Origin of the sequence: Solwaraspora sp. WMMB762, from assembly GCF_049179115.1 — a bacterium.
Classification (GTDB): Bacteria; Actinomycetota; Actinomycetes; order Mycobacteriales; family Micromonosporaceae; genus Micromonospora_E.
The window spans coordinates 6,705,449-6,727,928 of the sequence record NZ_JBMHMD010000001.1; the positions used below are offsets into that span (position 1 = coordinate 6,705,449).

General features: G+C 71.1%; 28 protein-coding genes and 1 riboswitch. Of the genes, 15 read left to right on the forward strand and 13 right to left on the reverse strand.

The genetic code is table 11. The features are described 5' to 3' along the window. Positions 1-5: 5 nt before the first annotated feature. A complete protein-coding gene (locus tag ACN27J_RS30190) occupies positions 6-998 on the forward strand; it encodes a sigma-70 family RNA polymerase sigma factor (protein WP_416553775.1) in 993 nt (330 codons plus the stop codon). A gap of 149 nt (positions 999-1,147) precedes the next feature. On the opposite strand, the gene ACN27J_RS30195 is transcribed toward ACN27J_RS30190, so the two are convergent. Beyond that, the gene (locus ACN27J_RS30195) at positions 1,148-2,107 is read right to left on the reverse strand and encodes an NlpC/P60 family protein (RefSeq protein WP_421371453.1); all 960 of its coding nucleotides are present in this window, start codon (positions 2,105-2,107) and stop codon (positions 1,148-1,150) included. Between the two features lie 10 nt (positions 2,108-2,117). Then, a riboswitch (cyclic di-AMP (ydaO/yuaA leader) is annotated at positions 2,118-2,249 on the reverse strand. Between the two features lie 475 nt (positions 2,250-2,724). Between ACN27J_RS30195 and ACN27J_RS30200 the strand changes: the two genes are divergently transcribed. Continuing rightward, positions 2,725-3,261 (forward strand): DUF6232 family protein, encoded by a 537-nt coding sequence (locus ACN27J_RS30200; RefSeq protein WP_421371455.1) that lies wholly within the window; start codon positions 2,725-2,727, stop codon positions 3,259-3,261. A 47-nt stretch (positions 3,262-3,308) separates the two neighbouring features. On the opposite strand, the gene ACN27J_RS30205 is transcribed toward ACN27J_RS30200, so the two are convergent. After that, positions 3,309-4,190 carry a DUF5753 domain-containing protein gene (locus tag ACN27J_RS30205; protein ID WP_421371456.1) on the reverse strand — a complete coding sequence of 294 codons (882 nt, stop codon included), beginning with the start codon at positions 4,188-4,190 and terminating at the stop codon, positions 3,309-3,311. 247 nt (positions 4,191-4,437) lie between these two features. Here ACN27J_RS30205 and ACN27J_RS30210 point away from each other — a divergent pair, with 247 nt between their 5' ends. Continuing rightward, the gene (locus ACN27J_RS30210; RefSeq protein WP_421371457.1) at positions 4,438-4,653 is read left to right on the forward strand and encodes a DUF397 domain-containing protein; all 216 of its coding nucleotides are present in this window, start codon (positions 4,438-4,440) and stop codon (positions 4,651-4,653) included. Positions 4,654-4,779: 126 nt separating this feature from the next. Here the strand turns inward: ACN27J_RS30210 and ACN27J_RS30215 are convergent, their stop codons facing one another. Together ACN27J_RS30215 and ACN27J_RS30220 are read right to left on the reverse strand one after the other, a co-directional pair. Next, entirely contained in the window at positions 4,780-5,109 is a 330-nt protein-coding gene (locus tag ACN27J_RS30215) for a DUF3817 domain-containing protein (protein ID WP_278167589.1), read from the reverse strand. Between the two features lie 25 nt (positions 5,110-5,134). Next, on the reverse strand, positions 5,135-5,569 hold the full coding sequence (locus ACN27J_RS30220; protein WP_421371460.1) for a hypothetical protein: 435 nt from the start codon (positions 5,567-5,569) through the stop codon (positions 5,135-5,137). Positions 5,570-5,880: 311 nt separating this feature from the next. Here ACN27J_RS30220 and ACN27J_RS30225 point away from each other — a divergent pair, with 311 nt between their 5' ends. Both ACN27J_RS30225 and ACN27J_RS30230 read left to right on the forward strand, forming a co-directional pair. Beyond that, on the forward strand, positions 5,881-6,081 hold the full coding sequence (locus ACN27J_RS30225; protein ID WP_416596009.1) for a DUF6158 family protein: 201 nt from the start codon (positions 5,881-5,883) through the stop codon (positions 6,079-6,081). Positions 6,082-6,084: 3 nt separating this feature from the next. Next, on the forward strand, positions 6,085-6,414 hold the full coding sequence (locus ACN27J_RS30230; protein ID WP_278167592.1) for a hypothetical protein: 330 nt from the start codon (positions 6,085-6,087) through the stop codon (positions 6,412-6,414). Between the two features lie 51 nt (positions 6,415-6,465). Here the strand turns inward: ACN27J_RS30230 and ACN27J_RS30235 are convergent, their stop codons facing one another. Continuing rightward, positions 6,466-6,669 carry a hypothetical protein gene (locus ACN27J_RS30235; protein ID WP_123600344.1) on the reverse strand — a complete coding sequence of 68 codons (204 nt, stop codon included), beginning with the start codon at positions 6,667-6,669 and terminating at the stop codon, positions 6,466-6,468. Positions 6,670-6,675: 6 nt separating this feature from the next. Further along, on the reverse strand, positions 6,676-6,888 hold the full coding sequence (locus tag ACN27J_RS30240; RefSeq protein ID WP_278167595.1) for a hypothetical protein: 213 nt from the start codon (positions 6,886-6,888) through the stop codon (positions 6,676-6,678). A 140-nt stretch (positions 6,889-7,028) separates the two neighbouring features. Here ACN27J_RS30240 and ACN27J_RS30245 point away from each other — a divergent pair, with 140 nt between their 5' ends. Continuing rightward, positions 7,029-7,319 carry a GlsB/YeaQ/YmgE family stress response membrane protein gene (locus ACN27J_RS30245; RefSeq protein WP_123600346.1) on the forward strand — a complete coding sequence of 97 codons (291 nt, stop codon included), beginning with the start codon at positions 7,029-7,031 and terminating at the stop codon, positions 7,317-7,319. A 123-nt stretch (positions 7,320-7,442) separates the two neighbouring features. Here ACN27J_RS30245 and ACN27J_RS30250 read toward each other — a convergent pair whose 3' ends face one another. Beyond that, positions 7,443-8,528: a 3-deoxy-7-phosphoheptulonate synthase gene (locus ACN27J_RS30250; protein ID WP_421371464.1), complete on the reverse strand. Its 1,086-nt coding sequence runs from the start codon at positions 8,526-8,528 to the stop codon at positions 7,443-7,445. A gap of 363 nt (positions 8,529-8,891) precedes the next feature. Here ACN27J_RS30250 and ACN27J_RS30255 point away from each other — a divergent pair, with 363 nt between their 5' ends. From ACN27J_RS30255 to ACN27J_RS30270, 4 genes are all read left to right on the forward strand, one after another. Beyond that, the gene (locus tag ACN27J_RS30255; RefSeq protein WP_421371465.1) at positions 8,892-10,046 is read left to right on the forward strand and encodes an alkaline phosphatase PhoX; all 1,155 of its coding nucleotides are present in this window, start codon (positions 8,892-8,894) and stop codon (positions 10,044-10,046) included. 56 nt (positions 10,047-10,102) lie between these two features. Continuing rightward, positions 10,103-10,348 (forward strand): hypothetical protein, encoded by a 246-nt coding sequence (locus ACN27J_RS30260; RefSeq protein ID WP_421371468.1) that lies wholly within the window; start codon positions 10,103-10,105, stop codon positions 10,346-10,348. Between the two features lie 75 nt (positions 10,349-10,423). Continuing rightward, positions 10,424-11,716, forward strand: a complete 1,293-nt coding sequence (locus ACN27J_RS30265; RefSeq protein ID WP_421371470.1) for a M16 family metallopeptidase — start codon at positions 10,424-10,426, stop codon at positions 11,714-11,716. After that, positions 11,713-13,056 (forward strand): M16 family metallopeptidase, encoded by a 1,344-nt coding sequence (locus tag ACN27J_RS30270; RefSeq protein ID WP_421371473.1) that lies wholly within the window; start codon positions 11,713-11,715, stop codon positions 13,054-13,056. Before ACN27J_RS30265 ends, ACN27J_RS30270 begins: the two co-directional genes overlap by 4 nt. A 17-nt stretch (positions 13,057-13,073) precedes the next feature. On the opposite strand, the gene ACN27J_RS30275 is transcribed toward ACN27J_RS30270, so the two are convergent. Together ACN27J_RS30275 and ACN27J_RS30280 are read right to left on the reverse strand one after the other, a co-directional pair. After that, the gene (locus ACN27J_RS30275; RefSeq protein ID WP_421371475.1) at positions 13,074-14,135 is read right to left on the reverse strand and encodes a hypothetical protein; all 1,062 of its coding nucleotides are present in this window, start codon (positions 14,133-14,135) and stop codon (positions 13,074-13,076) included. Further along, entirely contained in the window at positions 14,132-14,566 is a 435-nt protein-coding gene (locus ACN27J_RS30280) for a PadR family transcriptional regulator (protein ID WP_421371477.1), read from the reverse strand. Before ACN27J_RS30280 ends, ACN27J_RS30275 begins: the two co-directional genes overlap by 4 nt. 294 nt (positions 14,567-14,860) lie before the next feature. Between ACN27J_RS30280 and ACN27J_RS30285 the strand changes: the two genes are divergently transcribed. The 3 genes from ACN27J_RS30285 to ACN27J_RS30295 all read left to right on the forward strand — a co-directional run bounded on the left by ACN27J_RS30285 (position 14,861) and on the right by ACN27J_RS30295 (position 17,319). Next, positions 14,861-15,421, forward strand: a complete 561-nt coding sequence (locus tag ACN27J_RS30285) for a TraR/DksA family transcriptional regulator (RefSeq protein ID WP_421371479.1) — start codon at positions 14,861-14,863, stop codon at positions 15,419-15,421. Between the two features lie 120 nt (positions 15,422-15,541). Then, a complete protein-coding gene (locus tag ACN27J_RS30290) occupies positions 15,542-16,168 on the forward strand; it encodes a GNAT family N-acetyltransferase (protein ID WP_421371482.1) in 627 nt (208 codons plus the stop codon). A 125-nt stretch (positions 16,169-16,293) separates the two neighbouring features. Continuing rightward, positions 16,294-17,319, forward strand: coding sequence for an aspartate-semialdehyde dehydrogenase (locus ACN27J_RS30295; RefSeq protein ID WP_421371484.1), 1,026 nt, complete (start codon positions 16,294-16,296; stop codon positions 17,317-17,319). A gap of 51 nt (positions 17,320-17,370) precedes the next feature. On the opposite strand, the gene ACN27J_RS30300 is transcribed toward ACN27J_RS30295, so the two are convergent. Beyond that, entirely contained in the window at positions 17,371-18,456 is a 1,086-nt protein-coding gene (locus ACN27J_RS30300; protein ID WP_421371486.1) for a PP2C family protein-serine/threonine phosphatase, read from the reverse strand. A gap of 212 nt (positions 18,457-18,668) precedes the next feature. On the opposite strand from ACN27J_RS30300, the gene ACN27J_RS30305 reads away from it, so the two are divergent. Both ACN27J_RS30305 and ACN27J_RS30310 read left to right on the forward strand, forming a co-directional pair. Beyond that, entirely contained in the window at positions 18,669-19,085 is a 417-nt protein-coding gene (locus ACN27J_RS30305; RefSeq protein WP_278167615.1) for a CBS domain-containing protein, read from the forward strand. A gap of 158 nt (positions 19,086-19,243) precedes the next feature. Continuing rightward, positions 19,244-20,551, forward strand: a complete 1,308-nt coding sequence (locus ACN27J_RS30310; protein WP_421371489.1) for an NAD(P)/FAD-dependent oxidoreductase — start codon at positions 19,244-19,246, stop codon at positions 20,549-20,551. Between the two features lie 15 nt (positions 20,552-20,566). On the opposite strand, the gene ACN27J_RS30315 is transcribed toward ACN27J_RS30310, so the two are convergent. The 3 genes from ACN27J_RS30315 to ACN27J_RS30325 are packed head-to-tail and all read right to left on the reverse strand — an operon-like array spanning position 20,567 to position 22,406. Beyond that, positions 20,567-21,250, reverse strand: coding sequence for an ABC transporter permease (locus tag ACN27J_RS30315; protein WP_421371491.1), 684 nt, complete (start codon positions 21,248-21,250; stop codon positions 20,567-20,569). Beyond that, positions 21,247-22,071 (reverse strand): ATP-binding cassette domain-containing protein, encoded by an 825-nt coding sequence (locus tag ACN27J_RS30320; RefSeq protein ID WP_278167621.1) that lies wholly within the window; start codon positions 22,069-22,071, stop codon positions 21,247-21,249. The genes ACN27J_RS30315 and ACN27J_RS30320 overlap by 4 nt, the downstream gene beginning before the upstream one ends. Then, positions 22,068-22,406: a PadR family transcriptional regulator gene (locus ACN27J_RS30325; protein ID WP_421371494.1), complete on the reverse strand. Its 339-nt coding sequence runs from the start codon at positions 22,404-22,406 to the stop codon at positions 22,068-22,070. The genes ACN27J_RS30320 and ACN27J_RS30325 overlap by 4 nt, the downstream gene beginning before the upstream one ends. Positions 22,407-22,480: the final 74 nt, after the last annotated feature.

A 22,480-nucleotide genomic window follows, 5' to 3' on the forward strand; every position in this document is an offset into this window, starting at 1 on the left:
TGCGCATCGCAGGTGACAGGGCACGACGTGGGGTTAACGAGGGGACCGTGAGCAACGTGGAGAAGACGATGGCTTTGCGGACCGACGAGGTCGCCGAGGAGCGGGACCTCGTTGGCGTCTACCTGCATGAGATCTCCCGTACGCCGCTGCTCGACGCGGCCCGGGAAGTCGACCTCTCCAAGGCGATCGAGGCCGGCCTGTATGCGGAGCACCTGCTGGAGCAGGGTGTGCCGCGGGCCGGGGTGAGCCGCGAGGAGCTGGAGCGGCTGGTCGTCGAGGGCGAGCGGGCCAAGGACCTGTTCATCCGGGCCAACCTGCGTCTGGTGGTGTCGATCGCCCGCCGCTACGTCCGGTCCGGGATGCCGATGCTGGACCTGATCCAGGAGGGCAACACCGGTCTGGTCCGCGCGGTGGAGAAGTTCGACTACGAGCGTGGTTTCAAGTTCTCCACCTACGCGACCTGGTGGATCCGGCAGGCCATCAGCCGGGCGATCGCCCAGCAGGAGCGGACCGTACGGCTTCCGGTGCACCTGGTCGAGGACGTCAACCGGATGCGCAACGTCGCCCGCCAGTTGACCCGCGAGCTCGGTTCGGACCCCGAGCCGGAGCAGATCGCCGCCTCGCTCGGCGTGCCGGTCGAGCGGGTGCACGAGCTGGTGCGGTGGTCGCAGGACACGGTGTCGTTGGACACCCCGGTCGGCGACGACGGCGACACCAACCTGGGCGACCTGGTGGCCGACAGCGACGCACCGTCGCCGGAGGACATCGTGCTGACCGGGTTGGAGCGGCAGCGGATCGAGGGCCTGCTCAACCACCTGGACGACCGGTCCGCCGGCATCATGCGGGCCCGGTACGGCCTGGAGGACGGGCGGGAGCACTCGCTGACCGAGGTCGCGTCGCGCTTCTCGCTGTCCCGTGAGCGCATCCGTCAGCTGGAGATCCAGGCGCTGGGCCGGCTGCGGGAGCTGGCCCGGGCGGAGGGGCTGCAGGCCGCCTGACGAACTGACCGCAGGCGACCGGATCCGCCGACGAACTGACAGCCCGCCGACGAACTGACAAACTGCCGACGAACTGACAAACTGCCGACGGCCCGGCATCCGCGATTAGCGGATGCCGGGCCGTCGGCAGTGTCGGGCGAGCGACCGGGTCAGCGGACCCGGCCGTAGCCGTACGGCGGCATCATGTCCACGCTGGCCAGCTCGACGGTGCGGCCGAAGGTGGGTGCGTGGATCACCTGGCCGCCGCCCACGTACAGGCCGACGTGGGCGAGACCGTTGTAGAACACCAGGTCACCTGGCTGCAGTGAACCACGGTTGATCTTCGCGACCACGTCCCACTGCATCGCCGCGTTGTGCGGCAGGCTCTTGCCGGCGGTACGCCACGCGGCAAGCGTCAGGCCCGAGCAGTCGTAACCGTTCGGGCCGCTGGCAGCCCAGACGTACGGCTTGCCGATGGCCCCGTACGCGAACTCGACGACCGAGCCGGCGGCACCGGACACCGACGGGACGGTCCCGGTGTACGACGAGCCGGTCTCGCTCGCGGCACCGTAGGCCCGTTCCCGCTTGTCCATCAGCTCGTCGATGTCGGCTTCGATGCTCTTCTTGCGGTCGGCGAGCTCCTTGACCTGGGCGTCCTGCTTCTTCAGGGCCGCCTGCAGCTTCTCCTGCTCGGCCAGGTAGGTCAGCTGGGTGCTGGTGAACTCGGTGAGCCGCTGCTGCCGGTCCCGGGCCAGGTGGTCGAGGGTGCCGAGCCGGTGGATGAAGCTGCCGGAGGTGCCGTCGAGCAGAGCGGTCGCGGTGCTCAACCCGCCGGTCTTGTACGCGTTGACCGCGATCTGACCGACCTCGGTCTGTGCCGCCGCGAGTTCGGCCTGCAGCGGGCCGAGCTTGGCGTCGATCTCCTCGGCCGCCGCCCGGGTGGCCTTGGCCTCCTCCCTGAGCCGGTTGTACGACTCGACGACCTTGGCCAGCTCTTCGGATTCCTTGTCGATCTGCTGCGTGAGTTCGCTGACCGTCGGCTGGGCGGTCGCGGCGGTAGCCGGTAGCACCAGGCCGAGGCTTACGCCGGTCAGCATCAGGGTGCGCAGCAGAATCCGCGCTGTTGACAAGAACGCAGAACCCTTCTTCCTCGCCGCCTACCGGGTTAGCTGACGGATTCGGGCGGGAAGTTCGCCCTACCGCGGTGGACCGCGGATTCACCCCAGTTGCCGATGGGTCCCCGGATCGCAACCGTGAGATCACTGTTTGTAACGTCAGATAATCTCGGGACGGCGATTCGGCGGCACTGGACCGGCGTCACCGCTTCCCGGCGACTGGCGACCGGACCAGCCGGTCCAACTTAGCCGCAAGGGTCGCGACCCGGAAAGTGCTGCGATCGTGATCCGTGGCATGGAACTGGCCGGAGTCCGTTGATGGTTACTGAATGTGACGGTTGGCTGCTCTGGGCAACATTCCTATTGCCTTCGCGTGACCGGTTGACTGCGGCGCGTCGTCATTGGACAGCGCCTGATCAATTGCGAATAATGCGTCATTAGTCGGTCTGCGCGGTTGTCGTCAGTAAGCTATCTGGATAAATAGGTGCAAAAGGTCCGATTCGCCATCCAGGACGCGGCCTGCCGTACGTCATTCTGCTAGGTGGCAGAATGACTACCTTCCATCGAGTAGCTTGCTGTTTGCACAATGGACCCGCAAGGTCAAGCGCCGCACGAGCCCTTCGGAGGCAGCTATGCGTGCTACTCGCCAGACCCCACCCCGACGCGGTTCCCCGGTGCCCGCCCGGCCCGGCTCCAGTGTCGGACGGACCTTCTACCGGCAGCCCGGTATCTGCGTGACCGGTGAATGGTTCGTCGTGGCCGGCCGGCGGTTCGCCGTCCGCGACCTCACCGAACTCCGGACCGCGCGGGGCGCCCGCGACCGGCTCACCGGCCGGGTGATCGCGGTGACCGCCGTGACCCTGACGGCGGTCGCGGTGACCGTCGGCTACACCCGCGGGCTGGACGAGGTCAGCGCGGGTGCCTACCTCGCGATGCTGGCGGCCGCGTTCGTGCCGGTGGCGGTCGCCTGGCTCGGCGACCGGTTGCGGCCGCGGGCGTACGAACTATGGGGCCGTCACCAGGGACTGCTGTTGCTGCTGTTCAGCACCGACGACGAACGCCAGTACGGCCAGGTGAGCCGGGCGTTGATGCGGGCCCGGGAAATGTCCCGGCTGGCCGGTCTGTCCGAGCCGGTCACCATCGAACCGTGGGTGCCCGACCGGCGGTGAGCGGGCCCGGCCGCCGCTGCGGTCGCCAGCGGGCTGGTCGACGTCGATCAGCCCGCGTCTCGCCCGTCCAGTTGGCGGGCGAGGTCGTGCAGCATCGCCACCGAGTCGGCCGGTGACAGGGATTCTGCCCGTAGTCGGTCGAAGACATGCTGGTACGGCCGGACCTCGTCGGCCCGGTCGATGACCTCCTCGACCAGAGCGCTCTCCACGTACACCACGTCGGCGTCGGCCTGGTCGGCGAAGTGCAGGATGACGAACGGCCCGAGCACCGTGTTGCTTCCGGCGGTGAACGGCAGCACCCGGACCGTGACATGAGGTGCCGCCGACATCTTCGCCACGTGTTGGAGCTGCTCGCGCAGCACCCGCGGGCCGCCGGTCATCCGGCGCAGCGCCGCCTCGTCGATGATCACCTCGATCTGCGGCGGATCCGCGCCGAACAGCACCTCGTGCTGGCGGGCCAGCCGGATCTGCACCCGCCCTTCGATCTCGGCCGCCGGTACGTGGTGCGGGCCGTCGGCCGGGATCACCGCGCGGGCGTACTCCTCGGTCTGCAGCAGGCCGGGGAAGCTGATCGGCTGGAAGTAGCGCAGCGCCGACGCCTCCGCCTCCAGGCCGATGTAGGCCGCGTAGGCGGCCGGCACCCGGTCCTTGTATCCGCTCCACCAGGCGCGCCGTCGTGCCGCCCGGGCCAACTCGACGAGCTCCTGCACCTGCTGCTGGTCGCGTACGCCGTACAGGTCCAGCAGGGCCTTGACGTCGTTGGTCGAGATGCTGACCGACCCCGACTCGATCCGGATCAGCTTCGACAGCGACCAGTCCATTTGAGCGGCGACGTAGTCCTGGGTCAGCGCGGCGGCCTCGCGTGCCCGGCGTAGCGCCGCGCGCAGCCGGCGACGCCCGATGGTCGGGCCCTGGTGTCGGGCAGACATGGGAACGCTCCGGGGGAGTGCCTAGCAGAGTGCTACCTGGCTGGTTGCCACCCTGTTGCACGCTACACCGCCGCCGTCAGGTCTGCTAAGGACGGCCGGCCCCTCCGCATTGTCCGGATGGCGGTTCCGCCGGCTCTCCCCGGTGTCGGCCAGTCGCGTCAGCAAGATCGAGAACTGGTACAGTCCGCCCGATTGCCTGCGTGCTCTGATGGCAAATTTACCGATTTATCCTTATTAAGGAGTCTGGGTGACTGTGATCAGCACTGCCGGTCCGGCGTGGCGTAAGAGCCGCCGCTGCGAGGCGACGACCTGCGTCGAGGTAGCCGAGATCGGCCCGGCGGTCGGGGTGCGCAACTCCACCGACCCCGGAGTGCACCTGGAATTCTCGGCAGCCGCCTGGTCGGCATTCGTCGCCGGGCTGTCCGGCACGCCGACCAGCTCCGGCGGCCACACCACGGGTTGATCCGACGCCGCACAAGGCTCGGCTCCACGGCCGCCGACAACGTCGGCCGTACGCCCCGGTCAGGTCGGCCCGACAACGGTGCCGGCCCGGCCGGGGCGCTGTCAACCGGTCACCGCCCGCCCGGTGTCAGCCGGTGAACACCTTGTCCGGCTCGGTACGCGGTTGCTCGCTCGCCCAGCGGCTGACTACCCGCTCGGCGTAGAACGACACGAACGGCACCGTCCCGGCCAGCATGATCGCCAGGATCCGGCCGAGTGACCAGTTGGCCCGCCGGGCCAGGTCGAACGCGGCGACCAGATAGACCATGTAGAGGAACCCGTGCGCCGGCCCGACCGTCTCGACCACGATGGCCTGGTCGAACAGGTACTTCAACGGCATGCCGATCACCATCAGCAGGATCAGCACCACGCCGACCACGTACGCGATCAGCCGGTACCGGGTGAGTGCGCCTGACACTGTCGTCCGTCCTTCTCTCTTCCGGTCAGCCCGGGTAGTCGCCGGCCCTGGCGTGCGGGTTCGCGTTCAGCCAGGCCAGATAGTCGTTGTAGGCGGCCAGGTCCGGGTCGTCCGAGCCGGGAGCGGCGGTCACGCCAGAGGCAGACCGGACCCGTACCGGTCGGCCGAACGCCTCCTCCCGCGATGGCGCGTTTTCCGGCGTGCCATTCCTCGGTGTGCCGTTGTCCGGTGTGCCGTTGTCCGGGCCGGGTACCGCCCGGTGGGCCTGCCGTATCTCGCGGACCCAGATGAACACCACGAACGCCGCGAAAACCGGCCATTCCACCGCGTACGCCCAGCTCAGCGTGTTGCCAGCGGCGGCCCGGCTGATCTGCCACCAGCCGAGCGCGAGGAAGCCCACCACCAGCGCCACCGCCACCAGGTGCCGCAGGATCCACACCGGGGTCCACAGCTGCCGCATGCAGGGAAGCGTACCGGCCCGCCCGTCGGTTTCTCCGACGAGCCGTCGTAGTCAGGTGCGTGGCCGCCCGGAAGCCGGCGCCCGGTGTTTGCCGCCGACCGGCCGGGGAACCCTACGACGGTAATGCCTCGTCGACTCCCCGGAGGCCGGAGATGACGGATTCAACGCGGTACGGCAGCTACTCCCCGGCGGCGGCCGGTCGGCCCTTCGAGCCCCGCCCGGACCACCCGCCCGGTGGTGCCACCCGAACCTGGTCGGCCCCGCCCGAACCGGGTGCCGAGACTTGGGTCGACACGGTCGACGAAACCGGGATCGACCCGGTCGAGCTGGCCGACGACGAACTGCTCCGCGAGATCGGCAGCCTGCACCGGACCCGGCTGGACACGCTGCGGCACGGCACCGACGCGGCGCTGGCCAACCATCTGCACCGCACCGCCGACCTGGAGACCGAGTACCTCACCCGGCACCCGGGCCGGGAGGTCGATGCCGCCCGGTTGCGGCATGGGGAGTGAGCCGTGCCCGCGTACGCCGAACGCGGTGTCTCCGCGCCCCCTGAGGTGGCGTTCGGCACCGCGACCGACCCCGACCGCAGGGCCGCCTGGTTGCCGGGGCCGCTGCGTCAGGTGCCGGCGGAACCAGCCCACGGCGACCACCTGCAGGCCCGGTGGTCGACGGCGGGCGGCCCGTGGACGGCTGTCGTGCAGGTGTACCCGGTGCAGGCGGGTGGTGCAATGCTCCGCCTGGAGCTGGACTCCGACCTGCCGCACGAGCAACTGACTCGGCTCGCCGACGAGACGCTGACCAGCCTGGTCCGAGCGGTCACCGACAACCTCAACGCCGGCTGACGGTCAGCCCGTAACGCCGGTTGACCGTCAGTCCGTAACGCCGGTTGCTTGTCAGTCGGCGGTGAATCCGGGCTTCTCCATCCCGGACCAGCCGCGGGGCGTCTCCGGCTCCCGGTCCCGGTCGGTCCCTTCGATGATGTCATGGGAGACCGCCGTGTCGTCGTGCTCGCCGGCGAAGTCCGGGTCGTCCTCGGGTGGCTGGCCGTCCGGGGTCTGGCCGAGTGCGGCGGCCGGCCGGTTCTGGTGCTCGTCCATCGGTGATCAGGCACCTTCCGTAGATGAATGCAGGACCTCTTCCGCCTCGTCCTGGGCGTATTCGCCTTCCGGCAGGGCATTGATCCTGGTCAGCAGGTGAGCGGGCAGCTCGGCGGCGACCGCCCGGCGGGCGATCTCGGCCCGGCTCACCCGTTCCTTGCCGAGGTAGATGTCGTCGAGCAGTGCGTACAGCTCGGCACGGGACGTCTCATCGGTCACCTCCGCCTGCTACCCCGCACGCGGCACGGCAAACGACGCTCCACGTACCGACCGGACTGCCGGGTTCATCCTGCCGACCGTCGGCGTTCCGCCCTCTCGGTCCGATCCGGGCACCTACGCTCGGGCCAGGAGGTGGACTCATGATCGGCACCATCTTGTGGGCGCTCGTCGCTGGCGCGATCATCGGCGCTCTGGGACGTCTGCTGCTACCCGGCCGGCAGAACATCTCAGTCTGGCTGACCATCGGCGTCGGAATCGCCGCCGCCCTGCTCGGCGGGGTGATCGCCGCCTGGCTGGGCATCGGCGAGACCGCCGGGATCGACTGGCTGCGACACGCGATCCAAGTCGCGCTGGCGGTGTTCTTCGTCTGGATCGCCGCGCGGGTGGCCGGCCACCGGCCGACCGACGCCCCGGGTCGCGCGACCCGTTGACCTGACGCCCCCGGTGCCCGGGGCCACCCGCTGACTCCGCCCGGGGCCCCGCTGACTCAGCTCGGGGCCGGTGCGCCGGCCGCGGCCTGGCTCGGCAGCCTGGCCGCAACCGAGCGCTGCAGGCTACCGCTGCGCGGCCGCCAGCGCCGCCCGGCGGTCCCCGACCGCCGTCGCCAGCCGCCCAAGGACCTGGGTGGTCTGGTCCCAACCCAGGCAGGCGTCGGTGATCGACTGTCCGTGCACCAGTTCCCTGGTCGGGTCCAGATCCTGCCGGCCGGCCACCAGGAACGACTCCAGCATCACCCCGACGATGCCCCGTTGCCCGGCGCCGAGTTGCCCGGCGACGTCCTCGACGACCAGCGGCTGCCGGCGGTGGTCCTTGCCGCTGTTGCCGTGGCTGGCGTCGATGACCAGCCGCTGCGGCAGTCCGGCGGCCCGCAGCAGGTCCAGCGCGGCGGCCACCGACTCGGCGTCGTAGTTGGGCTCACCGGCGCCGCCGCGCAACACCAGATGGCAGTCGGCGTTGCCCCGGGTGTGCAGGATCGCCGGCGTCCCGGACATGTCGATGCCGGGGAAGACGTGCGGCACGGCGGCGGCCCGGATGGCGTCCACTGCGGTGGCGACGCTGCCGTCCGGGCGGTTCTTCATGCCGATCGGCATGGACAGCCCGGAGGACAGCTGCCGGTGCACCTGGCTCTCGACGGTGCGGGCGCCGATCGCCCCCCAGGCCACCGCGTCGGCGATGTACTGCGGGGTGATCGGGTCGAGGAACTCGCAGCCCACCGGCAGCCCGGCCCGCAGCACCTCGAGCAGCAGCGAGCGGGCGATCCGCAGCCCGGAGTTGACGTCCCCGGAGCCGTCCAGGCCCGGGTCGTTGATCAGACCTTTCCAGCCGACCGTCGACCGCGGCTTCTCGAAGTACACCCGCATCACGATCAACAGGTCGTCGGCGTGCCGTTGCGCGGCGGCGGCGAGCAGGTGCGCGTACTCAAGGGCGGCGGCCGGGTCGTGCACCGAACATGGGCCGACCACGACCAGCAGCCGGTCGTCCTGTCCGTCGAGCACGCCGGCGACGGCTCGTCGGCCGTCCAGCACCCGCGCGGTGAGCTGGTCGTCGAGGGGCAGCTCGTGGTGCAGCAGGGCCGGGGTGGTGAGCGGGACGACCCGGTCGATGCGCTGATCGGCGACGCGTCCGATGGAGGTGCTCATGTGGTGTCAGTTCCTTCCGCCAGTCTCCCTGGGGAGCCGGCGCCCCCAGCCGAGCCGGCTGCTCGTTGGCATACGAAAGGGCAGGGGCTCGATGCCCGCTGCCCTTGGCCGGCTCTGGTGGGGTGACGTCAGGTCAAGGCTGAGCCACCGGCACCAGGGCCGGCTGCCTAAACCATCGATACGTGCGCACCACGACGCACACTGTACCGGATCAGCCGCTGAGTGCCACCCCGGCCGGGCCGGCAGTCGGGTGCCACCACCGGACTTCGGCCGGTTCTCGCCGTCTGTTAACCACGACCGGCATCCGTGGCCACCAGCGACACCTAGCTTCATCGATTGCCACAAGCATCGATGGAGGTCGAGATGGATCGTCGTAGCGTACTGCGTGCCACGGTGGTCGGCGCTGGTGCCGCTGCCTTCTCCGGCAGTCTCTGGACCGGCGCCTTCGCCGCACCCGCGCAACCCGGCGCCGGCCCGTACGGGCCACTGGGCAGCCCCGACGCCAACGGCATCGCGCTACCCGCCGGCTTCACCAGCCGGATCGTGGCCCGGTCGCGCCAGCGGGTCGGCGACACCTCGTACGTCTGGCACGACGCGCCGGACGGCGGCGCCTGCTTCGCTGCCGGGACCGGCTGGGTGTACGTCTCCAACTCGGAGATCTCCCGTACCGGCGGTGCCTCGGCGATCCGGTTCGACTCCGCCGGCGACGTCGTCTCGGCGTACCGGATCCTGGCGGACACCAACCGCAACTGCGCCGGTGGCGCCATGCCGTGGGGCACCTGGCTCTCCTGCGAGGAGGTGGCCCGCGGGTACGTCTACGAGACGTACCCGCTCGGCGGCACCGGCGCGGTCCGGCGCCCGGCGATGGGCCGGTTCTGCCACGAGGCCGCCGCCGCCGACCCGGTCCGCGGCGTGATCTACCTGACCGAGGACGAGGGCAACGGCTGCTTCTACCGGTTCCGGCCGGACACCTGGGGCGACCTGTCCACCGGCACCCTGGAGGTGCTGGTGGCCGGCAGCGGCACCAGCGGGCCGGTCAGCTGGGCCCGGGTGCCGGACCCGGACGGCGGCCCGATCGCCACCCGCTTCCAGGTCTCCGGCGCGAAACGGTTCAACGGCGGAGAAGGATGCCACTACGCCGACGGCGTCTGCTGGTTCACCACCAAGGGCGACAACCGGGTCTGGGCGTACGACGCGGTCGGCCAGCGGATCGATCTGGCCTACGACGACTCGCTGGTCTCCGGCACCCCGCCGCTGACCGGTGTCGACAACATCGTCGGTACGCCGGGCGGTGACCTGTACGTCGCCGAGGACGGCGGCAACATGGAGATCTGCCTGATCACCCCGGACGGGCGGATCGCGCCGTTCCTGCGGATCAGCGGCCAGTCGTCGTCGGAGATCTGCGGTCCGGCGTTCTCCCCGGCCGGCGGCCGGCTGTACTTTTCGTCGCAGCGTGGCACCTCAGGTGCGTCCTCCGGCGGCATCACCTACGAGGTACGCGGCCCGTTCCGCTCCTGACCTACGTGGAGGGCGACATGCATGACTCGGCCGCCGCCCGGGTAATCCCTCGGCCCATGAACACTGACACCGACGACGATCCGTTCACCGGCCCACCACCACCGGGCGCCGCCACCACGGGTCAGGCGGCAGCCGACAGCGAAGCCGAGGCGGAGCGGATCGAATCGCGCGCCGGTCACCTGCTGCCGGAGGAGGAGGCGGCCGGCAGCGACGACCCGGTGCGTCAGGCCGCAGCCATCCTGGACGACTCCGACCGGCGCGAGCAGCCGCGTCCGCAGTCGGGCAGCGAGCCGCCCGGCTGACCCCGATGGCGCCGGGCCGGCACCCGGCCGGCCCGGTGCGGCCGGCCGGGGCCCCGATCGGATAACGTCGGGCGCATGTCGCCCAACGGGTACCCCTGGCCGATCGAGACCACCCGGCTGGACAACGGCCTGCGGGTCGTCGTCAGCCCCGACTCCAGCGCGCCGGTGGTCGCGGTCAATCTCTGGTACGACGTGGGCTCGCGTCACGAGCCCGCCGGCCGGACCGGATTCGCCCACCTTTTCGAGCACCTGATGTTCGAGGGATCGGTCAACGTCGCCAAGACCGAGCACATGAAGTTGGTGCAGGGCGCGGGCGGCTCGCTCAACGCCACCACCAACCCGGACCGGACCAACTACTTCGAAACCGTCCCCGCCGAGCATCTGGCCCTCGCGTTGTGGCTGGAAGCCGACCGGATGGGCGGCCTGGTGCCGGCGCTGACCCAGGAGACGCTGGACAACCAGCGCGAGGTGGTCAAGAACGAGCGGCGGCAGCGCTACGACAACGTGCCGTACGGCGACGCCTGGCTACGGCTGCTGCCGCTGCTCTACCCGCCGGGGCACCCGTACCACCACGCCACGATCGGCTCGATGGACGACCTCAACGCCGCCGATCTGGCCACCTTCCAGGCGTTCCACGAGATGTACTACGCGCCGAACAACGCGGTGCTGACCGTGGTCGGCGACACCGACGCCGACGAGGTGTTCAGCCTGGCCGACAAGTACTTCGGTGGGATCGCCGCGCGGGTCGACATCCCGCCGGCACCGGACGGGCGTACGCCGGCGCCACTGGCCGGCCCGGTGACCGAGACGGTCACCGCCGACGTCCCGGCCGCCCGGCACTACCTCACCTACCGCACCCACCCGTTCGGAACCCCGGCGTACGACGTGGCGACCGTGCTCGGCACCGTACTGGGCAGTGGCCGGGGCAGCCGGCTCTACCAACGGCTGGCCGACGGCGCCCGGATCGCGCAGCCCGACTACCTGGGTGCGTACGGCGTCGACCTGGCGCACGCGCCCGCACCGCTGATCATCACCGCGACCGCCCAGCCGACGGTGACCGCCGAGCGGCTCGCCGACGGCCTGATCGAGGTGCTCGACGAGGTGGCCCGTGACGGCGTCACCGACGGGGAGGTCGACCGGGCCAAGGCGCTGCTCACCACGGGCTGGTGGCGTCAGGTCGCCAGCTTCGAGGGCCGGGCCGACACCCTCGGCCGCTACGCCACCCAGTTCGGTGACCCGGCCCGCGCCGGGGACCGGCTGCCGGGCTGGCAGGCGGTCACCACCGAGGCGGTCAACGACGAGGCCGTACGCCTGTTGCGGCCGGACAATCGGGTCCAGCTCAGCTATCTGCCGGAGGGCGACCAGTGACGATCATCGCGCAGCGTCCCGGACCGGGCGCCGCCCGGCCGTACCGTTTCCCGGACGTGGTCCGGCGCAGCGTGGCCGGTGGCGAGATCGTCGCCGCCCACCTGCCCGGCCACCGGCTGGCGGTGGCGACCCTGCTGCTGGACGCCGGCGCCGGCCGGGAACCGGTCGGCCGGGAAGGGCTGGCCGGAGTGCTCGCCAAGGCGCTCGAAGAGGGCACCGAGACCCGGGACTCGGCCGCGTACGCCCTGGTCCTGGAGGGTCTCGGCACCGAGTTGTCCCTCTCCGCCGACTGGGACTCGTTCCGGGTCGGCGTGCAGGTCAGCACCGACCGGCTCGGCGCGGCCGTCGAACTGCTCACCGAGGCGGTCCGCACCCCCCGCCTGGATCCGTCCGATGTCGAGCGGGTCCGCGACGACGAGGCGACCGCGCTGCGGATGTACTGGGCCAACCCGGGGCCGCGGGCGGAAGCCGCGCTGCGCGCCGACCTGTTCGGTGCCGACCAGCGGCACGGCCGGCCGATGGGCGGCGACCCCGAATCGGTGGCGGCGGTGACCGTGGCGGACGTCGTCGACTTCCACAGTGCGTGGTTCACCCGGCCCGGCACCCTGCTGGTCGCCGGCGATCTGGACCTGATCGACCTGGACGCGCTCGGCGTGGCCGCCTTCGCCGGGGCGACCGGCTCGCCGTCACAGCCCGGACCACCGTTGCCGGTCACCTTGCGGGACCATCGGCGGATCATCCTGGTCGACCGGCCGGGCGCGGTGCAGTCCACGTTGCGGCTCGGCCACCCGGCACCGCACCGGGCCCACCCCGACTACGTGCCGATGACCCTGGCCAGCACCGTCCTCGGTGGAGCCTTCACGTCGCGGCTCAACCACCTGATCCGTGAGGTACGCGGCTACACGTACGGCATCCGGTCGGACTTCGGGATGTCCCGCCGGTTCGGTCGTTTCGCGGTCAGTTCCAGTGTGCAGACCGGGGTCACCGCGCCCGCCCTGATCGACTCGGTCGGCGAGGTGTCCCGTACCCAGGCCGACGGAGTGACCGAGGAGGAGCTGGCGGTGGCCCGGTCCTGGCGGGCCGGCCAGCTCTCGGTCGAGCTGCAGACCCCGCCGGCGATCGCCAGCGCCCTGGCGACGCTGGTCGTGCACGGGCTGCCCGACGACTACCACGCCCGGCTGCGCGACGAGCTGCTGTCGGCGACGGTCGAGCAGGTCTCCGTCGCCGCCGCCACCCACCTGCAGGCCGAAGGGCTGACCCTGGTGGTGGAGGGCGACGCGGCCAAGATCCGCGACGAACTGACCGCCTCCGGCCTGGGGGAGCTGGTCGACGTCGACTGATCGGCCGGGCGCGGGTGTCATGGTCGGCGCCGACGCAGCAGGCGCAGCGTATGGAGCAGGTAGACGCCCGCGTACCAGGCCGACGCGAGGGCGCCGGGCAGGGCGACGCCGTACGCCGCCCAGTAGTGGCCCTCGGCGGTCCAGGACAGCAACGCGCTGACCGCGAGGCTGAGCCCGGCGAGGCTGCCGATCAGGCCGGCCGGCGCGGTCCGCCAGAACGGTACGCGTCGCTGCGGTTCGTACTCGGCGATCTCCCGGGCGTACTCCTCGACCGGACCGAACTCGCTGTCCGGGGTGGCGCCCTGAGCCGCAGCAAGGTGGTTGCGGGCCTGCCGGGCGAGCTCGCCGGCCCGCTGCGGGGTGAGGTCGTAGCGGCCGACCAGCAGGCCGGTCAGCCTGCGGAACCATCCGTCCACGTCGTCGTTGTGCCCCGCCGTACGCGGGGTGGGCGCGGTGTGCTCGATCGGCTGGCGCGGCTTCTTCGGCCCGCGCAGTTGCCACAGCAGCACCAGCAGTGACACCGCGGCGACCGCGAGAACCGGGACGGGGAACACCGGCTCGCGGGGCAGCGCGAAGAATGCCGTCACGGCGAGCCCGGCCAGCAGCGCGACCAGGGCGAACGACGCGGTGGCCAGCCGTGGCCGGCCGGCGGCGCGCAGCGCGCCCGGTACGCCGCGGACGACGAACACCGCCAGGCCGAGGAAGGCCATCCCGGTCAGCGCCGCTGGGGTCGCGGAGAGGGTGAGGGTCCGCTCCAGCGCCGCGTAGAACAGCGAGCCGACGACCCCGGCCAGCGCCAGGATGAACAGACCGCCGGACAGGTGGTCGCCCGGGGTGTAGCCGTCCCGGTCCGGATTGTCGCGCAGGTGCGCCGGCTGCTCCGCCGCCGCGACCATGGCGAACTCCTCAGGGGATCCGAACGCGTCGTACGGGCTCTGCCCGGTGTACGCGCAGTGTGCCTGCACGTCGGCGATGATCGGGTTTGCCAGGTGGTACCCGACGCCCCGGTCGCTCAGCGCGAGCCGGGCGGGTAGTTCCCACCGCTCGAAGGGTTCCGTCGTCGCGGTTGATTCCGTCATGTCGGTCGTCCTCCCCGGTCGCTGTCCTGCGTCAGGTGTTGCTGGTCGTCCTCGCTGCCGTCGCCGTTGTCGCCGTCGCCGCCGTCGCCGTCGTTGTCGGTCGCCGTGAGCAGCTGCTCGAACGCGTCGGTGAACTCGGCCCATCGGGTGCGTTCGTCCGCCAGCCGTCGTCGGCCGACCTCGGTGATCGAGTAGACCTTCCGGCCCGGGCCGCCTTCGCCCGGCAGCCAGTCGGAGCGCACCGCCGCTTCGGACTCCAGCCGGTTCAGCACCGGATAGAGCGCGCCACCGCGGATCGGGCCGAGCCCGAACTCGGCCAGCCGCTGTGCCAGCGCGTAGCCGTGCCGGTCGCCTTCGGTGAGCGCGGCCATGATCGCCAGACCGAGTCCGGCCCGGATCCAGTTCGCGGCCGGGTCGGTCGCGCCGCCCATCGCGCACCTCCCTGCTCTGACTAGTCCGCATCCGGATGTAAGTCGCTTCTCGACTAGTTGTATATCAGACTAGTTCGCCTTTGCAACTGCCCGCAACCGCCAGCCACCCCGAGCCCATGCCCCCGGGGCACCCACTCCCGGGCCGCGCCTACCCCGCGATCTAGAAGGATCTGGCCGGTATATCGACCGCGATCCTTCTAGATCGCGTCCGTCAGGTCCGCGCGGCCCGTCTGGTATGTCCGGCTAGGCGGTTAACGTGTTGGCTTTCCTGTCGGGGCGTCCTATGGTTGTCGGATGATCATTCCTGCGCAGCGCGACGGAGCCGTGACTGTCACGGCTCCGATCGGCGTGCGCATCGGCGGGCCGGGTGCCGTGGTGCCGGGCGTCGTGGTGCCGGGTGCCGGCGTGCCCGGCGCTGCCGGCCGGCCGGGCCTGCCGCGCCCCACCGGTCGGGGTCCTCCGGACGGCCGTCGCACCACCACGACGACGGCCACCAGGGGCGAAGCGGACCAGCTTCGGCCCTTTTCTGTTGAGGGAGACCCGATGGGCACCGAACTGCACGGCACCCGCGGCAACGAATGGATCGAACAGGTGCGGGTGAAACTGGCCGACCAGTTGGACACGCACCGGGCCCAGCTGACCGAACTCACCGCCGACACCGGTGACCCAGGCGAAGCGCACACCCGGGCCGCGCTGATCGTCGCCGCCCGGCGCGGCTACGACCAGAGCGTCGAGGCGCTGAACCGGATCGCCGCTGGCCGCTACGGCCGCTGCGACAGATGCGGCGGCGACATCCTCCGGGAACGGCTGGAGATCCTGCCGCACGCGCGGTACTGCGTACCCTGTACGCGCTGACCGCGACTTGCCCGCCTACCGACTCGCGGTCGGTAGGCGGGCAAATACATTCGAACCCGCGACGGTGTGTTGTCCGTTGTACCCGGGTGTCCGCAATGTGCCGCAGAGAGGCGAGCGCTGATGCCCCAGCTCCACACGTCGGTGATGATCCGGTACGCGACCTACACCGACACCCCGCAAGTGGCCAAGACACTGGTGGAGGCATTTCTGGACACCCCCGAGTCGTCCTGGCTGATCCCGGACCCGGTCGCCCGTCGCCGGGTCTACCAGCGGTTCTGTCCGGCGCTGATCGACTACGGACTGCGCCAGGGCAGTATCTACCTGACTGAGGACTACAGCGCGGTGGCGGTGTGGCGTCCGTGCAGCCTGATCCTGCCCAACCCGGTCGAGTACGAGCAGTTGCTCGACGACACCTGTGGTGAGTACGCGTACCGGTTCCGGTTGCTGGACAACGCCCTCGCCGAACGACACCCGGTGGGCGAGCACCACTACCTGGCGTACCTCGGGGTCGCCCCGGACCGGCAGGGCTACGGCCTCGGTACGGCGTTGCTGAACCACCGGCACGCCATCTTCGACACCGCCGGCAGCGCCGCCTACGTGGTGGCCAGCAGCCCCGGGGCCCGCGACCTGTACGCCCGGCTCGGCTACCGGCTCACCGCCACGGCCCCGTTCCATCTGCCCGACGGCGGTCCGCTGCTCTGGCCGATGTGGCGGCAGCCGCAGCTGGCCCGCCGTTACCTGAACTGATCACGCGTACCTGATCTGACTGCGCGGGGGTACGCCGACGGGCCGGAAGGTGACGCCGGACAACTCGGTTTCGTCCCGGCCCGGCCCGTCGGTAACCTTCGCAGCATGAGGATCGGGGTTGCGACATGAGGATCGGGATTGTCGGCGCGACCGGGCAGGTCGGTAGCGTCATGCGGCAGGTACTGGAGCAGCGGGCGGTGCCCGTCGACGAGTTGCGGTTGTTCGCCTCGGCCCGCTCGGCGGGCCGGACCGTGCCGTGGCGCGGCGGCGAGATCGTCGTCGAGGACGCCGCCACCGCCGACTACCGAGGGTTGGACATCGCGCTCTTCTCGGCTGGCAAGGCCACCTCGAAGGAGCTGGCACCCCGGGTCGCGGCGGCGGGTGCCGTGGTGATCGACAACTCGTCGGCCTGGCGGATGGATCCGGACGTACCGCTGGTGGTCGCCGAGGTCAACCCGCAGGCCGCCGCCGACCGCCCGAAGGGCATCATCGCCAATCCGAACTGCACCACGATGGCGGCGATGCCGGTGCTGCGCCCGCTGCACGACGAGGCCGGCCTGGTCAGCCTGGTCGTCTCGACCTACCAGGCGGTCTCCGGCGCCGGTCTGGCCGGTGTCGCCGAGCTGGACGAGCAGGTCCGCAAGGTGGCCGAGGGCGCGGCGGCGCTGACCTTCGACGGCGGCGCGGTGGAGTTTCCGACCCCGCGTTCGTTCGCCCGACCGATCGCGTTCAACGTGCTACCGCTGGCCGGCTCGATCGTCGATGACGGCTCCGACGAGACCGACGAGGAGCAGAAGCTGCGCAACGAGAGTCGCAAGATTCTCGGCATCCCCGAGCTGCGGGTGAGCGGGACCTGCGTTCGGGTGCCGGTGTTCACCGGCCACTCGTTGCAGATCAACGCCCGGTTCGCCCGGCCGCTCGACCCGCGGCGGGCGGCCGAGCTGCTGTCCGACGCGCCCGGCGTGGCGCTGTCCGACGTGCCGACGCCGCTGCAGGCCGCCGGCCAGGATCCGACGTACGTCGGCCGGATCCGGGTCGACGAGACCGTCGAGCACGGTCTGGCGCTGTTCTGCGCCAACGACAACCTGCGTAAGGGTGCCGCGCTCAACGCGGTGCAGATCGCCGAGCTGCTGATCGCCGCGGCGGCCTGAGCCAACTGACACACAACCGATCAGCCGTTACACCGCCGGAACGGGTCGTCGTCAGTCGGCGGCGACCCGTTCGGCGAGCAGCATCGCGGCGTCGTCGCTGATCTGACCGCCGGCGTGGCGCTGCAGCTCAGTGACGACGCGGTCCAGCGCCTCCCGCCGGTCCGGCAGTTCCAGGCACGCGGTCACCCGGTCCGAGGCGAGGAACTCACCGCGGCCGTTGCGGGCCTCCACCAACCCGTCGGTGTAGAGCAGCAGCCGGTCTTCGACCTGCCACGGCCGGGTCAACCGGAGCGGGTCCGGCGCGTCGCGGCGCAGCCCCAGCGGCGGATGCCGGTCGCCGGGCTCCAGGATCTCCAGCGTCCCGGCTGAGGTCCGCAGTGCCGGCGCCGGATGGCCACAGTTGATCACGGTCAGCGTGTCGTCGGTGAGCTGCACCAGGGCGGCGGTGACGAACTGCGCCGGTTGCCCGGTACCCATCCCGTCCCGGTACACCGCCTGGTCCAGATCGGCGGCGACGGCGGACAGTTCCGGCTGCACGAAGGCGGACTGCCGGAAGGCACCCATCACGGTGGCCGACATCTGGACCGCCTGCAGCCCCTTGCCGCACGCGTCCCCGATGATGATCCGGGTCCCGTACGGGCTGTCCACGACGGCGAACAGGTCACCGCCGACGTTGGCCGCCTCGGACGCGGACAGATACCGGGCGACCAGGGCGACATCGCCCAGCTGCGGGGGCGGTGCGCGCAGCACCGCCCGCTGCGCGACCTCGGCGATCTCGGTCATCCGGCGCAGCCGGGCCTCCCGCAGGTTCCGGGACCGGGCCACGTAGATCGACACGATGCCGACCGCGAAGACGACACTGCTGCGCAGCAGATGGTCCAGGCTGCCGAACATGCCGCTGGGTAGCCCGGCGACCAACGCGACGACGCAGGCGACCGCGGTGACCAGCGCGGTCCGTCGGGTCTTCTCGACGGCGGCGGCGAGCAGCGGGGCCAGCGAGAGGAACCCGAGAACGACCGCGTTGGTCTGAGTCAGCACGTCGATGACGGTGATGACCGCGATCAGCGCCAACGCCAGCGGCATCCCGCGCCAGCGCTCGGTGCGGTGCAGCAACGACCGGTCGGCCGGGTGCGGCACCCGCGAATCCGGCAAAAGAGGCTTACGCCAGCTGACCCGGCGTGCCCACACGACGTGCTCCCTACCCGGCCTGCCCGCCCGTGCACCTCGTGCCGGCGCGGCCGTTTCGACCTGCGAGCGTAGCCGATCCCACCGACCGGGGGAGGGCGCTGGTTTTCCGCTCCCGACCCCGGGTACCCCGAAGACGGCGCCGACACCGAGAGGAGTGCGCGATGACGACCGTCGGAGAGTTCATGACGGCCCGGCCGTTCACCATGGACGCGAGTGACATGTTGACGGCGGCGGCGCGGCAGATGCGGGATGCCGACATCGGCGACATCATCGTCACCAACGGCAGCGATATCCAAGGAATCGTGACCGACCGGGACATCACGGTCCGGGCGGTGGCATCCGAGATGGATCCGTCGATGACCCAGCTCAGCCAGATCATCACCGAGGACGTGGTGGTCGTGTCGCCGTACGACGACGCTGTCGCGGCCGCCGAGCTGATGCGGACCTACTCGGTACGGCGACTGCCGGTGGTCGACGACGGCCGGCTGGTCGGCGTCGTCTCCATGGGTGACCTCGCCGTCGAGTGGGAACCGGATTCGGTGCTGGCCGACATCAGCACCGACGACCCGAACAACTGACCACCGGACCGCCGCCGCGCCCACCGGGCCCGGTGAGCGGCACCGGAAACCCTCTGGTGGGTGTCCCCGACAGGTCTGCCCGGTCTCCCCGGCGCCCGGGTCCGGCAGACACGGGGACACCTGCTTGCGCTCTCACCCCACCCCGATCGGAGATCAGTATGAAGCGACCACGCATCGTCATCGCGGGTGCCGGCTTCGCCGGCTACCAGGCTGCCCGTACCCTGTCCCGGCTGGCCCGGGGGTCCGCCGAGATCATCCTGATCAACCCGACCGACTACTTCCTGTACGTGCCGCTGCTGCCCGAGGTCGCCTCGGGTGTGCTGGAGCCGCGCCGGGTCACCGTCTCGCTGCCGGACACCCTGCCCGGCGTGCGGGTGGTGCTCGGCGAGATCGACCAGATCGACCTGCCGGACCGGCGGATCTGCTACGTCGACGGCGAGGGCGACCGGGCCGAGTTGAGCTACGACCGGTTGATCGTCTCCATCGGCAGCGTCAACAAGCTGCTGCCGATCCCCGGCGTCAACGAGCACGCGCACGGCTTCCGGACCCTGCCGGAGGCGCTCTACCTGCGCGACCACCTCACCCGGCAGATCGAACTCGCCGACCTGAGTGACGATCCGGCCGAGCGGGCCGCCCGGTGCACCTTCGTCGTGGTCGGTGCCGGATACACCGGTACGGAGGTCGCGGCGCACTGCGTGAGCGCCACCGACCTGCTGGTCCGCCGGCATCCCCGGCTCGCCGGCCAGCAGGTGCGCTGGCTGCTGCTCGACCTGGCCGACCGGGTGCTGCCCGAGCTGGACGAGCGGATGTCGGTCACCGCGCAGAAGGTCCTCGACGCGCGGGGCGTCGAGACCCGGTTCGGCACCTCGGTCCGCGAGGCGACCAGCGACGGGGTGCATCTGTCCGACGGGGAGTTCATCCCGACCCGGTCGCTGATCTGGTGCGTCGGGGTGCGGCCTGACCCGGTGGTGGACGACCTGGGACTGACCACCCTGAAGGGCCGGCTGGTGGTCGACGAGTTCCTCGCCGTACCGCAGCATCCGGAGGTGTACGCGTGCGGTGACGCCGCCGCGGTGCCCGACCCGAACCGGCCGGGCGAGGTCACCCCGATGACCGCCCAGCACGCCGTCCGGCAGGGCAAACTGGCCGCACAGAACGTCGCCGCGTCGTACGGGCACGGCTCGTTCCGCCCGTACCGGCACAAGGACCTGGGGTTCGTGGTCGACCTCGGTGGCGCGCAGGCGGCGGCAAACCCGCTGCACGTGCCGATCTCCGGGCCGCTGGCCAAGGCGGTGACCCGGGGCTACCACCTGGCGTCGATCCCGGGCAACCGGATCCGGGTGGCGGCCGACTGGACGTTGGAGTCGTTGCTGTCGCGACAGGGCGTGCAGCTCGGTCTGGTGCCGCCGGCGGCGGTGCCGCTGGACACCGCGTCGCCGGAGCTGGTGCATCCGGTCGGCCGCTGACCCGGTACGGAGCCGTCACCCGAACCGTAGGTGGGGTCGGCGGCGTAGCCGTACCCCGGTGGCGATCGCGACCAGGGTGACCATCGTGACCGCGACGACCGCGCCGTGCAGCAGCCCTCGGTCGAGGTAGCCGCTGTCGGTGTGGTCGATCGCGTAGGTGGCGATCTCCCGGCTGAACCAGAACGGCAGCGCCCGCGCGGCCGGGCTGGCCGGGTCCATCACCATCTGCAGCCCGACGATGGTCAGCAGGATCAGGGTGCCTTCCAGCTCGCGGGGCAGCACCGCGCTGATCGCCAGCCCGAACGGAACCGCCACGGCGACCATCACCAGCATGATCAGGCCGATCGCCCCGTGCCGTACGCCGGGCTGGTCGAACAGCACCAGCAGGAAGTACGGCACGGACAGCAGCACACCGACCGCCCACAGCGCCAGCAGTCGGCCGGCCCACAGCTGCGCCGGCCGGTAGCCGGTCAGCCGCAGCCGGGTCTCCAGATCACGGTTGGCGTTGCCGGCAAACAGTGCCGCCGTGCTCAGCGCCCAGCCGAGCCCGAGGCAGACGAACCGGATCGACTGCCCGGCGAAGTCGCCCCGGCGGGCCAGATAGAAGCAGAGCGGAAAGACCAGCAGGATCGCCAGTACGCCGCGTCGCCGGGACGTCTCGCGCAACGTCATCTCCGCCACGGTCAGCACCCGGCTCATCGACCGGCCTCCGTTCCGGTCAGGTCGAGCACCAGGTCGACCCGGTCGAGCTGGTTCAGCAGGTGGGTGACGACCACGACCGCCTTGCCGGCATCGCGCCAGCGCCACACCTGGTGCCAGAAGTCCAGGTAGGTGCCGCGGTCGAAGCCCTGGTACGGCTCGTCGAGCAGCAGCAGGTCCGGGTCGCCGAGCCCGGCCAGCACCAGGTTGAGCTTCTGCCGGGTGCCGCCGGACAGGTGCCGGGCCTGGACGGCGGCGGACGCGTCCCAGTCCAGGACCGCGGCCTGCGTCCGCCCGGCGGTACGCGACTGTGTCCGGCTGAGCCGACGGCCGGCACCGACCAGCGCGAAGTGCTCGTCCGGGTGCAGGAAGTCGCCGGTACCGCCGGACTGCGGGCAGTAGCCGAGGGTGCCGTACACCCGGACCCGGCCGCTGTCCGGGCTGGCCAGGCCGGCGCAGATGCGCAGCAGGGTGCTCTTGCCGCTGCCGTTGGCGCCGACCACGGCGGCGATCTCGCCGGCCCGGACGGTGAGTCGCACCCGGTCCAGTACGGTGTGTCGGCGGTACCGCTTGGTGACGTCCTGCACGTCGAGCCGGACCGGGCCGGGGTGGACGCGGCGCGGGATCTGAGCCGGCCCACCGACGCTGCGCGCCACGTCGGTGGCGTAGTCGGCCGGGGTGCCGAAGACCGCCAACGGCGCTTCGCCGCTGTCGTACAGGTGGGCCGCGGCCTCCGCGACGACGTGCCCGGCCAACTCGCGGTCGATGCCGTGCCGATGCAGCTCGCCGGTCAGGGCGGCCAGCCAGGTCTGCTGGTTCACGAGGTGGTCACCTCCTGCAGGATCGTGTCGACACCGGTGGTGAAGGAGCGCCAGTCGGCGGTGGTTTGGCGCAGCCGCCGCGCACCGGACTCGGTCAGCCGGTAGTACTTGCGGGCCGGGCCGCTGGTGCCGGCGCGCCATCGGGCGTCGACCAGGCCGGTCCGTTGCAGCCGGAGCAGTACGGGGTAGAGGGTGCCGCCCTTGATCGGCCCGAGCCCGGCTGCCTGCAGCGACTGGGCCAGCTCGTAACCGTACGACTCGTGCCGGTGCAGCGCCGCGAGCACACAGAGGTCGAGCACCCCGCGCAGCCACTGGCCCCGCCGTTCCTGATCCACGGCCAGAAAGATAGCAGCGCTATCTAGGTGGCGCCACAACCTACCCCGAGCTCGCTGGTTCCCGTACGGCCCTG

Bases quoted from the DNA above. Each gene is read 5' to 3' on its own strand.
- ACN27J_RS30205 (WP_421371456.1), bottom strand. From the start codon at position 4,190: ATGTCTGCCCGACACCAGGGCCCGACCATCGGGCGTCGCCGGCTGCGC.
- ACN27J_RS30250 (WP_421371464.1), bottom strand. From the start codon at position 8,528: ATGAGCACCTCCATCGGACGCGTCGCCGATCAGCGCATCGACCGGGTC.
- ACN27J_RS30235 (WP_123600344.1), bottom strand. From the start codon at position 6,669: ATGGACGAGCACCAGAACCGGCCGGCCGCCGCACTCGGCCAGACCCCG.
- ACN27J_RS30290 (WP_421371482.1), top strand. From the start codon at position 15,542: ATGCCCCAGCTCCACACGTCGGTGATGATCCGGTACGCGACCTACACC.
- ACN27J_RS30265 (WP_421371470.1), top strand. From the start codon at position 10,424: ATGTCGCCCAACGGGTACCCCTGGCCGATCGAGACCACCCGGCTGGAC.
- ACN27J_RS30275 (WP_421371475.1), bottom strand. From the start codon at position 14,135: ATGACGGAATCAACCGCGACGACGGAACCCTTCGAGCGGTGGGAACTA.
- ACN27J_RS30315 (WP_421371491.1), bottom strand. From the start codon at position 21,250: ATGAGCCGGGTGCTGACCGTGGCGGAGATGACGTTGCGCGAGACGTCC.
- ACN27J_RS30255 (WP_421371465.1), top strand. From the start codon at position 8,892: ATGGATCGTCGTAGCGTACTGCGTGCCACGGTGGTCGGCGCTGGTGCC.
- ACN27J_RS30245 (WP_123600346.1), top strand. From the start codon at position 7,029: ATGATCGGCACCATCTTGTGGGCGCTCGTCGCTGGCGCGATCATCGGC.
- ACN27J_RS30305 (WP_278167615.1), top strand. From the start codon at position 18,669: ATGACGACCGTCGGAGAGTTCATGACGGCCCGGCCGTTCACCATGGAC.
- ACN27J_RS30280 (WP_421371477.1), bottom strand. From the start codon at position 14,566: ATGGGCGGCGCGACCGACCCGGCCGCGAACTGGATCCGGGCCGGACTC.
- ACN27J_RS30220 (WP_421371460.1), bottom strand. From the start codon at position 5,569: ATGCGGCAGCTGTGGACCCCGGTGTGGATCCTGCGGCACCTGGTGGCG.
- ACN27J_RS30295 (WP_421371484.1), top strand. From the start codon at position 16,294: ATGAGGATCGGGATTGTCGGCGCGACCGGGCAGGTCGGTAGCGTCATG.
- ACN27J_RS30310 (WP_421371489.1), top strand. From the start codon at position 19,244: ATGAAGCGACCACGCATCGTCATCGCGGGTGCCGGCTTCGCCGGCTAC.
- ACN27J_RS30285 (WP_421371479.1), top strand. From the start codon at position 14,861: ATGATCATTCCTGCGCAGCGCGACGGAGCCGTGACTGTCACGGCTCCG.
- ACN27J_RS30260 (WP_421371468.1), top strand. From the start codon at position 10,103: ATGAACACTGACACCGACGACGATCCGTTCACCGGCCCACCACCACCG.
- ACN27J_RS30200 (WP_421371455.1), top strand. From the start codon at position 2,725: ATGCGTGCTACTCGCCAGACCCCACCCCGACGCGGTTCCCCGGTGCCC.